General features: G+C 65.3%; 14 protein-coding genes. 8 read left to right on the forward strand and 6 right to left on the reverse strand.

Translation table 11 applies throughout. From position 1 onward, the window contains the following. Entirely contained in the window at nt 1-276 is a 276-nt protein-coding gene (gene rpoZ, locus F468_RS0105890; RefSeq protein ID WP_017925738.1) for a DNA-directed RNA polymerase subunit omega, read from the forward strand. A 13-nt stretch (nt 277-289) separates the two neighbouring features. Further along, nucleotides 290-2,461 carry a bifunctional GTP diphosphokinase/guanosine-3',5'-bis pyrophosphate 3'-pyrophosphohydrolase gene (gene spoT, locus F468_RS0105895; protein ID WP_018138641.1) on the forward strand — a complete coding sequence of 724 codons (2,172 nt, stop codon included), beginning with the start codon at nt 290-292 and terminating at the stop codon, nt 2,459-2,461. A 28-nt stretch (nt 2,462-2,489) separates the two neighbouring features. Here the strand turns inward: spoT and mutM are convergent, their stop codons facing one another. Genes mutM through F468_RS0105910 form a run of 3 tightly spaced genes read right to left on the reverse strand, consistent with a single transcriptional unit; the run spans nt 2,490 to nt 5,460 of the window. Continuing rightward, entirely contained in the window at nt 2,490-3,305 is an 816-nt protein-coding gene (mutM, locus tag F468_RS0105900) for a bifunctional DNA-formamidopyrimidine glycosylase/DNA-(apurinic or apyrimidinic site) lyase (protein WP_018138642.1), read from the reverse strand. After that, nucleotides 3,298-4,242, reverse strand: a complete 945-nt coding sequence (locus F468_RS0105905; RefSeq protein ID WP_018994756.1) for a hypothetical protein — start codon at nt 4,240-4,242, stop codon at nt 3,298-3,300. Before F468_RS0105905 ends, mutM begins: the two co-directional genes overlap by 8 nt. Nucleotides 4,243-4,245: 3 nt before the next feature. Further along, nucleotides 4,246-5,460 carry an EAL and HDOD domain-containing protein gene (locus tag F468_RS0105910; protein WP_018994757.1) on the reverse strand — a complete coding sequence of 405 codons (1,215 nt, stop codon included), beginning with the start codon at nt 5,458-5,460 and terminating at the stop codon, nt 4,246-4,248. 74 nt (nt 5,461-5,534) lie between these two features. Here F468_RS0105910 and F468_RS0105915 point away from each other — a divergent pair, with 74 nt between their 5' ends. Next, nucleotides 5,535-5,744 carry a hypothetical protein gene (locus tag F468_RS0105915; RefSeq protein WP_018138645.1) on the forward strand — a complete coding sequence of 70 codons (210 nt, stop codon included), beginning with the start codon at nt 5,535-5,537 and terminating at the stop codon, nt 5,742-5,744. 116 nt (nt 5,745-5,860) lie between these two features. Here the strand turns inward: F468_RS0105915 and rpmG are convergent, their stop codons facing one another. The 3 genes from rpmG to F468_RS0105930 all read right to left on the reverse strand — a co-directional run bounded on the left by rpmG (nt 5,861) and on the right by F468_RS0105930 (nt 8,089). Beyond that, complete coding sequence (rpmG, locus tag F468_RS0105920) at nt 5,861-6,031, reverse strand: 50S ribosomal protein L33 (RefSeq protein WP_012983362.1); 171 nt, start codon at nt 6,029-6,031, stop codon at nt 5,861-5,863. Between the two features lie 10 nt (nt 6,032-6,041). Then, nucleotides 6,042-6,278: a 50S ribosomal protein L28 gene (gene rpmB, locus F468_RS0105925; RefSeq protein WP_012983361.1), complete on the reverse strand. Its 237-nt coding sequence runs from the start codon at nt 6,276-6,278 to the stop codon at nt 6,042-6,044. Nucleotides 6,279-6,352: 74 nt separating this feature from the next. Then, a complete protein-coding gene (locus F468_RS0105930) occupies nt 6,353-8,089 on the reverse strand; it encodes a bifunctional diguanylate cyclase/phosphodiesterase (protein WP_018994758.1) in 1,737 nt (578 codons plus the stop codon). 182 nt (nt 8,090-8,271) lie between these two features. Between F468_RS0105930 and F468_RS0105935 the strand changes: the two genes are divergently transcribed. From F468_RS0105935 to rng, 5 genes are all read left to right on the forward strand, one after another. Continuing rightward, nucleotides 8,272-9,231 (forward strand): LysR family transcriptional regulator, encoded by a 960-nt coding sequence (locus tag F468_RS0105935; protein WP_018138647.1) that lies wholly within the window; start codon nt 8,272-8,274, stop codon nt 9,229-9,231. After that, nucleotides 9,228-9,971 (forward strand): type 1 glutamine amidotransferase, encoded by a 744-nt coding sequence (locus F468_RS0105940; protein WP_018138648.1) that lies wholly within the window; start codon nt 9,228-9,230, stop codon nt 9,969-9,971. Before F468_RS0105935 ends, F468_RS0105940 begins: the two co-directional genes overlap by 4 nt. 14 nt (nt 9,972-9,985) lie before the next feature. Continuing rightward, nucleotides 9,986-10,462, forward strand: a complete 477-nt coding sequence (locus F468_RS0105945) for a hypothetical protein (protein ID WP_018138649.1) — start codon at nt 9,986-9,988, stop codon at nt 10,460-10,462. Beyond that, nucleotides 10,459-11,577 carry an AI-2E family transporter gene (locus tag F468_RS0105950; RefSeq protein ID WP_018994759.1) on the forward strand — a complete coding sequence of 373 codons (1,119 nt, stop codon included), beginning with the start codon at nt 10,459-10,461 and terminating at the stop codon, nt 11,575-11,577. The genes F468_RS0105945 and F468_RS0105950 overlap by 4 nt, the downstream gene beginning before the upstream one ends. 81 nt (nt 11,578-11,658) lie before the next feature. After that, a complete protein-coding gene (gene rng / locus F468_RS0105955; RefSeq protein ID WP_018138651.1) occupies nt 11,659-13,185 on the forward strand; it encodes a ribonuclease G in 1,527 nt (508 codons plus the stop codon). Nucleotides 13,186-13,278 lie beyond the last annotated feature (93 nt).

Consider the following 13,278-nt stretch of genomic DNA (forward strand, 5'->3'; position numbering starts at 1 on the left):
ATGGCACGCGTCACCGTCGAGGACTGCCTCGAAAAAGTGGACAATCGCTTCGAACTGGTGCTGATGGCGGCCCGCCGGGCCCGTCACATCGCACACGGCAAGGAGCCCCGTGTATCCGAGGACAACGACAAGCCCACGGTCATCGCCCTGCGCGAGATCGCCGAGGGGCTGGTCGGCACCGAGGTGTTCGACGAGCACGATGAACGGCCCCAGAACCAGATGCTGGACTTCAGCACGATCCGCCATCTGGAGCAGCTGGAAGCCGACGAACGCTAGGGGTCGATAACTCATGGCCGCTGGGCAGCCAGCCGCGCCCGGGGCCGCATCGCCGGTTCCCGGTGACTCGACCCGATTCCTGATCAGCGATCTGTGTTCCGAGCTCGAGTCCTATCTCGAGCCGGACGAAGTCGAGGAGGTCTATCGCGCCTATCTGCTGGGCGCGGAGGCCCACGAAGGCCAGACCCGCAAGACCGGCGAGCCGTATATCTACCACCCGCTGGCCGTGGCCCGGACCATGGCCGAGATGCGGATGGACCACAAGGCCATCTGCGCCGCGATCCTCCATGACGTCATGGAGGACACCGCCACCAGCAAGGACCGTATCCACGCCGAATTCGGCGAGGAGGTGGCCGAGCTGGTGGACGGCGTCTCCAAGCTGACCCACCTGCAGTTCCAGTCCAAGGCCGAGGCGCAGGCGGAGAACTTCCGCAAGATGATGCTGGCGATCACCCGCGACATCCGGGTGATCCTGATCAAGCTGGCCGACCGCCTGCACAATATGCGCACCCTGGGCGTGATGCGCCCGGACAAGCGCCGCCGCATCGCCAAGGAAACCCTGGAGATCTACGCGCCGATCGCCCAGCGCCTGGGGATGAACGCGATCCGCCGCGAGCTGGAGCAGCTCGGCTTTTCCGCCAAGCATCCCTGGCGCGCCGCCGTGCTGGAGCGCGCCGTGCAGCGGGCCGGGGGCAACCGGCGCGAGCCGATGAAGAACATCGAGCAGGCCATCTGCTCGCGCATGGAGGCGGCGGGGATCGTCGGGCGCATCTCCGGGCGCGAAAAGAGCCTGTACAGCATCTATCGCAAGATGCGCGACAAGCACCACTCGTTCGAGGAGGTGTTCGACGTCTTCGCCATCCGCATCATCGTCGACGATGTCGACACCTGCTATCGCTCGCTGGGCGTGGTGCACAACCTCTACAAGCCGGTGCCGGGGCGCTTCAAGGACTACATCGCGATCCCCAAGTCGAACGGCTACCAGTCGCTGCATACCATCCTGTTCGGGCCGCAGGCCATCCCGATCGAGGTGCAGATCCGCTCCACCGAGATGGATCGCGTGGCCGAGAGCGGGATCGCCGCGCACTGGCAGTACAAGGCCGGGGGCGAGTCCGCGCGAACCGCGCAGAGCCGGGCCCGCGAGTGGCTTAAGGATGTGCTGGAGATCCAGAACAGCGTCGGCAACTCCATTGAGTTCCTGGAGAACGTGAAGGTCGATCTGTTCCCGGACGAGGTCTACACCTTCACCCCCGGGGGCGACATTCTGGTTCTACCGCGCGATGCGACCCCGATCGACTTCGCATATGCGGTGCATTCCGATGTCGGCAACCGCTGCGTGGCCGCGAAGATCGATCGCCAGCTGGCGCCGCTTTCGGTACGCCTTCAGAGTGGACAGACGGTCGAGATTGTCACCGCGCCTGGCGCGCGCCCCAACCCTGCCTGGCTGTCCTTCGTCGTCACCGGAAAGGCCCGCTCTGGTATCCGGCATTGCCTGAAGTCGATGCAGTCGGACGAGGCCCGTGCCCTCGGTGAGCGCCTGTTGGAGAAGGCCCTGAGCGCGCTGGACGCCTCGCTCAAGCAGATCTCGCCGGCGCGTCTGGATCAGCTGCTGGACGCGATGCAGCTACAGGACCTGGACAGCCTGCTGGTGGATATCGGGCTGGGCAACCGCATGGCCTCGCTGGTGGCCCGCCAGATGGTGGGCAAGGAAAGCGCGGACGCCGACAACACGACTCAGACTACCCTGGCGGTCAAGGGTACCGAGGGTCTGGTGCTGAACTACGCCCGCTGCTGCCACCCGATCCCGGGTGACCCGATTATCGGCCAGTTGAGCGCGGGGCGTGGGCTGGTCGTGCACCGGGAGAGCTGCCGCAACGTGCTGCACGAGAGCCGCGACCGGGCGGACAAGACGATCGCGCTCGAGTGGTCGCACGAGCCGGAACTGCAATTCACCGCGGCGGTGCGCACCCGCACCGCCAACCGGCGCGGTGCGTTGGCCGACATGGCGGCCGTGATCGCCGATCACGGCTCGAATATCGAGCACATCTCGTTCAACGAGCAGGATGGCCACTCCACCGCGATGACCTTCCTGTTGACCGTCAGTGATCGTCAGCACCTGGCCCAGATCATGCGCGGCCTGCGGCGTCTTCCGGATGTGCTGCGGATCGCGCGTCAGCGCGGCTAGTTAGCGTTTCCCGGGCGTGCGCGGCTCGCTACCGTTGGCAGGTCGGGCAGTACGCCGAGGCGCGCTGCCCGATGCGCCGGTTGCGCAGCGGTGTCGCACACTCCAGGCACGGCTCTCCGGCGCGCCCGTAGACCCGCAGTGATTGGCGAAAATACCCGTGTGTCCCGTCCTCGCGCAGGAAGTCGCGCAGGGTTGTGCCGCCCTGTTCGATCGCCGCGCCCAGCACGGTGCGGATGAATCCGGCCAGTCGTTCGTATTCCGCCCGGGTTACGCGCCCGGCGGCCCGCCCCGGACGGATCCCGGCCAGGAAGAGCGCCTCGGTCGCATAGATGTTGCCCACCCCGACCACGATATCCTGATCCATGATGAAGGCCTTGACCGGGCCCCGGCGCCCGCGGCTGCGGTGGAACAGGTAGTCGCCGTTGAATGTGGCATCGAGTGGTTCCGGCCCCAGGGCGGCCAGCAGAGGGTGCACCTCACCGGTCTCCGGCAGCGGCAGACAGCACCCGAAGCGGCGAGGATCGTGAAAGCGCACCTGCGAGCCATTCGTCAGATGCAGGATCAGGTGATCGTGCGTGCGCAGCGGGACGTCGGGCGTGCAGTGGCGCAGTGAGCCGGACATACCGAGATGCAATAGTGCCCCGCCACGGTCGGTGTCCAGCAGCAGGTATTTGGCTCGTCGCGCCAATGTCGTGATGCGGGCCCCGGCCAGACGCCCGGGCAGCTCCTCCGGCACCGGCCAGCGCAGGCGTCCATTGCGTACCTCGAGCCGTTCGATGGTCTGGCCTTCAAGAAGAGGTGACAGGCCCCGCCGGGTGGTCTCGACCTCGGGGAGCTCAGGCATGAACGCCCTCGATTTCCAGCAGGAGTTCTGGCCGGCAGATGTCGCCCCGGGCCCACTGGATGACGGGGCCCGGCTTCATTGCCTTGTAGTGGTCGGCGATCACCCCTGCAACGGCGGTGCGATCTTTGGGACGCCGCAGGTAGACCCGCAACCACGCGGGGCCGGGGAGTTCGCGCCCTGCCGTGTCGTGCAGGGCCTGGAGGTTGGTTACCGTCTCGCGCGCCTGGGCCACCACATCGTCCGGGTGGCGGCTTTCGTGACCGACGATACTGGCCGTGCCGGAGACCATCAGCATGGGCCCGGTCGCGGTCAGCAGCAGCGTGGCGCGCGCGAAGGCCGGGCTTCTCGGGCTGTAGCGTTCGGGGTAGTGGTAGGCGCTGACCTGGCGCGGATTTTCGATCGCACGGGCCGGGGCACGGGTGGCAAGCAGGTAGACGAACAGGCCCGGTTGCCGGGTGCCGATTGCGGTGGCTGCAGGCATGCTGCCCAGCGGGACTTCGAGCGCCCCCAGCGCCTCGGCGCGCCCGATACAGAAGGCCTGGTAGCGTTCCTGGCCCTGTTCGTCACCGTGGATGTCGGAAAAATAGTTCCAGATGCGTGCCGGGTGCTCGAAGCCGCGTTCCCTGCAGGCGTTCAGGAGCTGACGGTAGGCCTGCTCGGTTTGTTCGCGCAAAGGTCGGTCCGGGCCCTGCCAGGCGGCGAACAGAACATCATCGAACTCCAGCAGATGCAGGGGCGTGGCGTTCGTGGAACGTGCTGGGCCGTTTCCACACCAGCTCTCGATATAGAGATCCGGGGCCAGGGCCTCGAGGCCGGGGGCGACCTCGATCCGGCCGGCCCTGGCCTGGATCCCCACGGGGGCATCCAGTCGCACGTGGAGGCCGTCCTGGAGCGTCGTCCCGGGCGAGACGAGTCGGTTGTACAGGTGGGGTGCCATCAGTCAGGTCCTGGACAGCGCGTCGAGTATGTCCTCGGTCCAGCGTACCGCTTCCAGGTAGAGCCGGCTGGCAACCTGTGGCGCCACCGGGGATTCGCCGGCGGGGGGCGGGTTTGCCGGTCCCTCGAACGCCTCGATGGTCTCCAGCCAGGGGGCGAGCGGGCCTTTGTGTTCGATCAGCGCCTGTTCCGTCTCTGGCACCAGATGCAGTTCGTTCAGGATGCGACGCAGCGGGATGCCCAGTACGCGGTCCAATCCCGAGAGCATCCCCAGCGAGAAGTGGCACTCGCACTCCGGGGCTGTCAGGTTGCACGCCCGGGCGAGCAGCATCCCCATGCGGGCGCGGATCATGACCTGTTCGACCGCGGCCGAGGGTCCGGCCGCATTGTTGAGCACCAGCAGCATCCCGATGCGGCGGATTCGCCCCTGTCCCAGACGCTCGATCGCCGAAGCCAGATCGACCGTGGGCTGTTCCGCGCGGTACGCGGGGCTGTTGGCGATGCGCAGGATCTGGGCGGCTAGATCGGGTTCAGCGCCAATGAGACGTTCCAGTTCCGACGGTTCGGGATCGCGGTCCTGCAGTGTCTTCAGCAGCTTCAACAGCGCGACTTCCAGGCTCTCCAGGCGCTGGCCTTCGATCACGTGCGGGTGTGACAGGTGGTAGCCCTGGAAGTAGCGAAAACCCAGTTGCTGGCAGTGGTGGTAGCACTCGGCGGTTTCGACCTTCTCTGCCAGCAGCTCTACGCCGAATGCGCGCAGCGTCTCGACCTCGCGCGCCAGTGCCTCGGTGGACAAAACCAGCACATCGAGCTTGACGATGTCTGCCAGTGCCACCAGCGGCGAGTGGTGGACCTGAAACTGGTAGTCATCCAGCGCGATGCGAAAACCGCGTTGCTTCAGCCTTTGTACCGCGGCGACGACCTCGGAATCGATCTCGATGTCCTCGAGGATCTCCAGGACCACCTGTTCGGGCGGCAGGCTGGTAATGATGTCGTCGTCGAGAAAGGACCGCGTCAGGTTGACGAAGGCCAGATGCGGACCGACCAGATGGGTCAGGCCGATATCCACGAACGCGCTTCGCAGCAGGTCCGAGGTGGCCTCGTCGCCATTGGTCACCGCCGCTTCGCTACGGTGGCCGGCGCGAAACAGGAGTTCGAAGCCGACCAGGTGCTCGTGCGCATCGAAGATGGGTTGCCGGCCGACAAAAATAGGGTGCATGCTTGCGCTTTGCCAGTTGATGAACGAGGCGGCCCGATCTGCGCGCGGCCGGCCCGGGAGAGAGCGAACACATCATGGAGTCGATTGATGCGCCGTTTGGTGAGGTCGTGGAGTTGCGGCAGATCCTGCACGACTCGGGAGTCCCTCTCCTGAGGGTTATTATCCGCGATGGCGGCCGTTACACCAAGATCGAACTGGATCCGGCAACCGCCCATCAGTGGGGGCGCATGATGATGCGCTGGGCAGAGACGGCGGCACAGCAGGGAGCGGCCGGGGAAGGATAGGCTCCGAATGAGTGGTGCCCGTGATGGTGCGCCCACTCGAGGCCACAGGAAATAAAAAAGCCCGGCCAAGCCGGGCTTATAGCTCTGCCATCAGGCGCTCTCGCGCCGGGCAGGGATTACTTGATCTTGGCTTCCTTGTACATCACGTGCTTGCGGATGACGGGATCGAACTTCTTGATCTCCATCTTTTCGGGCATGTTCCGCTTGTTCTTCGACGTGGTGTAGAAGTGACCGGTGCCGGCGGAGGACACCAGGCGGATCTTGTCGCGTGCGCTCTTCGCTGCCATGGGTAGCTCCTTACACCTTTTCGCCGCGTGCGCGGCAGTCCGCGAGCACCGCATCGATGCCCAGCTTGTCGATGATCCGCATGCCCTTGCTGCTCACGCGCAGCCGCACGAAGCGGTTCTCGCTCTCCACCCAGAAGCGGTGGGTGTGCAGATTGGGCAGGAAACGCCGCCGCGTCTTGCGGTGGGCGTGGGATACGTTGTTACCAGTCGCCGGGCGCTTGCCGGTCACCTGACATACTCGGGCCATCTCGGGGACTCCGGAAATTGGGTCTAGCAAAAGACGGCGGATCTTAGCCCAGTCGGCGGCCGGGCGCAAGATCATCACGGATCGTCCTGCTCCAGTGCGCACTCGCGCCGCAACGAGGGCTCGACCGTCTGATGGCGTGCCCATTGCAGTGCCTCGCCGAAGGGCATGGGGCGGGCGACCCCGAAGCCCTGGACGGCGTCGCAGCCCAGTTCGCGCAGCATGGCGAGGGTCTGGCTGTCTTCCGCGCCTTCGGCAATCACCTTCAGGCCAAGGTCGTGTGCGAGGCCCACGGCCGCGCGGGTGATCTGCTCGTCCACCCTCTGAGTGGCCATGTGGGAGACGAAGGTTTGATCGACCTTGAGGGTCGTCACCGGGAGTCGCCTCAGGTAGGCAAGAGAGGAATATCCGGTGCCGAAGTCGTCGATGGAGAGTGCGAGCCCGCGCTCTGTCAGACGCCGCAGGGCCTCGATGACTTGATCAGGATCGGCCATCAGGGCCGTCTCGGTGAACTCGATTTCCAGCGCGCAGGGCGGGAGACCGGCGGCTTCTATGCGCTCGATAATGGTTTGTGCAAAGTCGGGATCGAGGAAGTTGCGCGCCGAGACATTGATACTGACCGGGGCCTGGATGCCTTGCTCGCGCAGCACGAGGAGGTCGGCGATCGCCAGGTCCAGCACCTTGAGCGTCAGGGCGTGGATGAGCCCGGTGCGTTCGGCTTGTGCAATGAACCGGTCCGGCGGTACCTGTCCTCGGTGCGGGTGCTGCCAGCGTAACAGGGCCTCGAAGCCGCACAATTCGTCACGCCGCAGGGTGACCTTGGGCTGGTAGTACAGCTGGAACTGGTCGTCCTCCAGGGCGCTTTGCAGCTCGCCCAGAAGCTCCACGGTCTGGCGGCCGGCGTCGTTGCTGCGTCGGTCGTAGGTGCGGTAGCGCCGGCCCGACTGACTGGCCTCGTGCATCGCCATCCAGGCCTTGGTCAGCAGGCTTTGCGGGGCGTCCTGTTCGTGGAACGGAAAAGAGGACACCCCGGCGTGGGCCCCGACGTAAACCGGCAGCCCGAGCACCTCGAACGGCGCCTGCAACTCTTCCACGGCCTCCTGTGTGGTGGCCAGGCACTCCTGGCGGCTGCGGTGGGGCAGCAGCAGGGCGAAGTGGTCGTCGTGGATATGGTAGACGAGCGTGTCCGGACTCCCGGCGACGGCCTGAAGTCGTTCGGCAATCCCCATCAGCAGGGGTCTCTCCGCGGCGAAGCCCAGGGCGCTGATCGTGTCCGCATAATTGTCCATTTGCAGGCTGATCACGAATACCCGGGTCGCGGGCTGCTCCGAGCCCTCCGCCTGGGCCATCAAATGGCGGATATGCTGTTCCAGTGACTCGCGATTGGGCAGGCCGGTCACGGGGTTGTGGTAGGCCTGATCGAACAGCCGCGCCGCGTGCTGGCGCAGCTGGGAGAACAGCCAGCCGCTGAACCCGCCCAGCACCAGATAGATCCCTGCCCGCGTTGCCCAGTTGAGGGTCGGCTGTGCAATACCTTCGTCCACGTTCAGGGGCATGAGAGGCCCCAGCAGAAGCCCGGCGAGCAGGCCGAAGGCCAGTCCGCCCCACAGGCCCATCAGGGCGGCGCCCAGCAGTACCGGGATCAGGATGAAGTTGAGATAGGCCGTGCTGGTGCCGCCAGTCTGATAGACCAGCAGTGTGATGCCGGCCATCAGGATCAGGACCAGGCCCACGCCGGTCAGGCGCCAGGCGCCGGTTACCCCGAGCCAGGATTCGGGACGCCAGGGTCGGTCAAACTCCGAAAGCTGCTCCATGCGCGTTCCTTGCTGGAATGAGTTTTGTCAGCCTGTCCCTCTTTAAAAATTGATTCCCGTGAGACTGGTGAGTTCATTCCCCGGTCACTGGTGGGTGCCAGTCGCTCATGGGTGTGCGTCTGGCTGTCCCCCTTGCGAGTGGCTTGGTAGCATGCCGAATCGTACGGGTTGCGGAGTGGTGCATGGCCGATAGACGCTTGCAGGTCTTTCTTACGGTGGCGCGCCTGCTGTCCTTTACCAGGGCGGCCGAGGTCCTGCATATGACCCAGCCGGCAGTCACCTTCCAGGTGCGCCAGTTGGAGGAGCAGCTGGAGACGCGGCTGTTCGACCGTAACCACAATCGGGTGACCCTGACCGAGGCCGGGCGTCTGGTGCAGCGCTATGCCGAGCGCATCTTCGATACCTACGGCGAGCTGGAGGCCGCGCTGCGCGAGCTGAAGGGTGCTGACGGCGGGGCGATCGTGATCGGCGCGAGCATGACGGTGGCCGAGTACATGCTGCCGGCCCTGCTCGGCGCCTTCCGTCGGGCACACCCGGATATCGGTATCCGGCTGCGTGTCGGCAACACCGAGAATGTCGTCGCGATGGTTGAAGAGGGCAGTGTTGACCTGGGGATCGTCGAGGCGCCGGTGAGCCATCGCACCCTGCTGGTACAGCCCTGCACGGTGGACCAGTTGCGCCTGATTGTGCCGCCGGAGCACGAACTGGCCAGCCGCAAGAGTGTGCGGGTCGCGGAGTTCGTCGAGCAGCCATTCATATGCCGCGAGGAGGGTTCCGGGACCCGCGAGGTCATCATGGAGTACCTTGGGCGGTCCGGTTACGACCGCAATACCCTGCGCGGGTGTATGGAACTCGGCAGCCCGGAGGCCATCAAGGGCGCCGTGGCGGCGGGCATGGGCGTGTCGGTACTGTCCGAGGCCGTGGTCGCCAAGGAACTGACACTGGGCGAGCTGGCGGCGATCCCGCTGGACCCGCCGCTGGAACGCCCGATCTCGCTGGTGCATGCGCGCCAGCAGTTCCGCGTGCCGACGCTGGAGGTGCTGATGCAGTTCCTGCGCGGCTACTGCACGGGCCTGGGGCCCGGCGCTGCCGAGGGTGACCCCGCGAACACAGAATCCAATCGAATAGAAGACGCGACATGAAGAATTACTGCGTAGTGCAGCATAGCTATTCCGAGTTTCTCGGCCTGATCGAATCGCAGCTCGAAAAGCGCGATATCGGCTTTTCCTATTACCGGCCTTTTGTCGGCCAGGACCTCCCCGGGTCGGCGGCCCAGTTTGACGGCCTGTGGCTGCTCGGTGGTGCCTGGCCGACCGCGGACCATGAAGAAAACCCGCAGGTCCCCGACGAGCTGGCGCTGATTGATATCTTCCGCCGTTCGCAGCGCCCGGTCGTGGGGCTGGGCATGGGCGGGCTGCTGGTAGCCGAACAGGCTGGTGGCACCGCGCATGAGGACCCGATGTACCGGGCCCGTTTCGTGACTGCGCACAAGACCGCGGCCGGCGAGGGCGACGACCTGGCCGAGGCCCTGGACGGGCGTCGCGTGCTGCAGCTGGTCAACGGCCGCGTGGATCTGCCGGAGGGGCTGGAGCCGGTCCTGGTGGACGACGATGGTGACTGGCTGGCGGTCCGGCCGGACAAGCTGACCTACGGCCTGCTGTTCCGGCCGGAAATGAAGCCGGGCATGCTGGAAGACATCATCATGGAGGCCAAGCACAACCCGCCGCCGAACATGGGCGAGTTGCTGGGCGAGGCGCGCATGGAATGGGGTGACATGCAGAAGGTCACCGAGGACGTGATCGTTGCCCTGGTGAAGGAGCTCGGCCTGATGCAGGAGCGGCGCAAGATGCCCGTGTTCAGCCTGAAGATCGAGAACGAGTAGGCATGCTCCCTCCGATGGGCAGTCCCGGCGGGCTGGGCGGGGGCGATGTCGCCTCCGCCCTGGCCCGTGGCAAGAAGAAAAAGGACGACCCGGCGCGCGAGCTGGCCGAGATCGCGTCACGCCTGTCGCCCGAGGATCAGGCCAGCCTGCTGAAATTCGCGCGATTCCTTGAACAGGAGTCGCCGGCCCCGGCACCGGAACCGGTGCCCGAGCCGGAGCCGATTCCGCGCCCGGAGCAGGAGTCGGTGGTCAAGGCGATGCGCCGGCTGTCGGCGACCTATCACATGCTGGATCGCTCCAAGCTGCTCAACGAGACTTCGGCGCTGATGGCCCAGCATGTGATGCAGGGGCGTTCGGCGGTGGAGGTGATCGACGAGCTGGAGGTTGTGTTCCAGACCCACTACGAAAAGGTACTGGCCGAGGACCCGATGCGCCAGGGCGAGGATACTCAGGCGAACGGTGGTTCGGCTGACGGGGACGAGTCGCGATGATCGACGTCCTGCGCGAGTGGTACCGGCGGCACTTCACCGACCCTCAGGTAGTGATCCTGGCGTTCCTGCTGCTGGCGGGGTTCCTGATTATCGTCTTCGCCGGGCGCATTCTCGCGCCGCTGCTCGCTTCGCTGATTATCGCCTACCTGCTGGAGGGGGCGGTGCAAAAGCTGATACGCCTGCATGTTCCACGCCTGCTGGCGGTCACGATCGTGCTGATCGCTTTCCTGGCGCTGACGGTAGCTGCCCTCTTTAGTGTCGTGCCGCTGATGTCGGCCCAGGTGACGCAGCTGGTGCGCGAACTGCCGGGCATGATCCGCGAGGGGCAGGCGCTGCTCCTGCAGCTGCCCGAGCGATATCCGCAACTGATTACGGACGAGCAGGTGCGCGACCTGATGGGCGCCATCCAGGCCGAGGCCACCATGCTGGGACAACGCGTCGTCTCGTTCTCGCTGGCCAGCGCCCGGCATCTGGTGGATGTCGTGATCTACCTGATCGTGGTGCCGCTGATGGTCTTTTTCATGCTGAAGGACCGCGACCTGATCCTCGACTGGGTGCGCAGCTTCATGCCGCGCGACTCGCATCTGGCCAGCGAGGTGTGGCGCGAGGTCAACGTGAAGATCGCCAGCTACGTGCGCGGCAAGTTCATCGAGATCCTGATCGTCTGGGCGGTGAGCTTTTTGACCTTCAACTGGTTCGGGCTGGAGTACGCCGTGCTGTTGTCGTTCATGGTCGGCATCTCGGTGATCATCCCGTATATCGGGGCAGCGGTGGTGACGATCCCGGTGGCCGCGGTGGCCTACTTCCAGTTCGGGTTGTCCAGCGAGTTTGCGTGGCTGCTGATCGCCTACGGGGTGATCCAGTTCCTGGACGGCAATGTCCTCGTTCCGCTGCTGTTTTCCGAGGTCGTCAATCTGCACCCGGTCGCGATCATCGCGGCGGTGTTCGTGTTCGGTGGCATCTGGGGGCTGTGGGGCGTGTTCTTCGCGATCCCGCTGGCGACCCTTGTGCACGCGGTGATCAAGTCCTGGCCGCGCACCGACAAGCTCGAGGCCAGGCGCGAGGCGGAGCAGCAGTCTGCCACGGGCGAACCCGCCGAAGCCGACTCCAAGTAGCCCCGCCGGGCCGGCGTTCCGCGTCTGCGCGGGAGGCCGGCGTGGCTTGCACATTCACAACAACAAGAAGAAAAACCCAGCATGACCGGTACCGAAATCCTGATGAACGTCACCCCCCAGGAAAGCCGCGTGGCCCTGGTCGACAACGGCGTTCTGACCGAACTGCACCTGGAGCGGGCCCGTCGGCGCGGGATCGTCGGCAACATCTACAAGGGTCGTGTCGTGCGCGTGCTCCCGGGCATGGACGCGGCCTTCGTGGACATCGGCCTGGATCGTACGGCCTTTCTGCATGCCTCCGACGTGGCCCCGGTGGAGCGTGAAGAGCTTAATGGCCCAGGAGTGGGCAATGGGGCGGGCAATGGCGCCGGAAACGGCGGCGGCAATGGTTCCGGCCGTGCCGAGACCATCCGCGAGTTGCTGCGCGAAGGCCAGGATGTCCTGGTGCAGGTGATCAAGGACCCGCTGGGCACCAAGGGCGCCCGGCTGACGACCTACATCACCGTGCCGTCCCGCCATCTGGTGCTGATGCCGAATCAGAGCAATGTCGGCGTATCCACGCGTATCGAGGACGAGGGCTCGCGCAGTCGTCTGCGCGAGAAGGTGGAGGCGCTGCGCGACGAGATCGCCCCGCAGCATGGCTTTATCGTGCGCACCGCGGCGGAGCTGGTGGACGACGAGGCCCTGGAAAACGACACGGCCTTCCTGAAGAAGGTCTGGGACAGCATTCAGCTCGCCGCCGCCGAGGCCAGTGCGGGGGAGGAGGTCTACGCCGACCTGCCGCTGGTGCTGCGCATCCTGCGCGACATGGTCGGGGTCGAGATCGAGCGCATCCGTATCGATTCACGCGAGACCTACCAGAAGGTGTGCGAGTTCGTCGCACAGTACCTCCCGGAGCTGGTCGGGCGGATCGAGCATTACCCTGGCGAGCGCCCGATCTTCGATCTGTTCAATGTCGAGGAGGAGATTCAGCGGGCGCTGGAGCGCAAGGTCGAGCTGAAGTCCGGGGGCTACCTGATCTTCGACCAGACCGAGGCGATGACCACGGTGGATATCAATACCGGCGGTTTCGTCGGGCATCGCAAGCTGGAAGAGACGATCTTCAAGACCAACCTCGAGGCGGCCCAGGCGATCGGGCGCCAGCTGCGCCTGCGCAATCTCGGCGGGATCATCATCATCGATTTCATCGACATGCAGGACGACGAGCACAAGCGCCAGGTGATCCGCGCGCTGGAGAAGGCGCTCGAACGCGATCACGTGAAGACGCAGATCTGCGATGTCTCGCCACTGGGGCTGGTGGAGATGACGCGCAAGCGAACGCGCGAGAGCCTGGAACACCAGCTCTGCGAACCGTGTCCAACCTGTGCGGGGCGCGGCTATCTGAAGTCGGCCGAGACCGTTTGCTACGAGCTGTTTCGCGAGATCCTGCGCGAGGTACGTCAGTACGACGCGCGCGAACTGCGCGTGCTCGCCTCGCAGAACGTGATCGACCTGCTTCTGGACGAGGAATCGGCGAGCCTGGCGGAGCTGCAGAGCTTTGTCGGTATCCCGATCCGTTTCCAGGTGGAGACGCTATATACCCAGGAGCAGTTCGACGTGGTTTTCATCTAGGTGGTTTTGTTCTAGCCAGGGAAACGCTGGGTAAACGAGCCCCCAGCCAGGAACGGAGGAGGAAACGGACGGCGTGACAGCGATGCACGGGCC

The organism is Thioalkalivibrio sp. ALJ2, assembly GCF_000378325.1.
GTDB lineage: Bacteria > Pseudomonadota > Gammaproteobacteria > Ectothiorhodospirales > Ectothiorhodospiraceae > Thioalkalivibrio.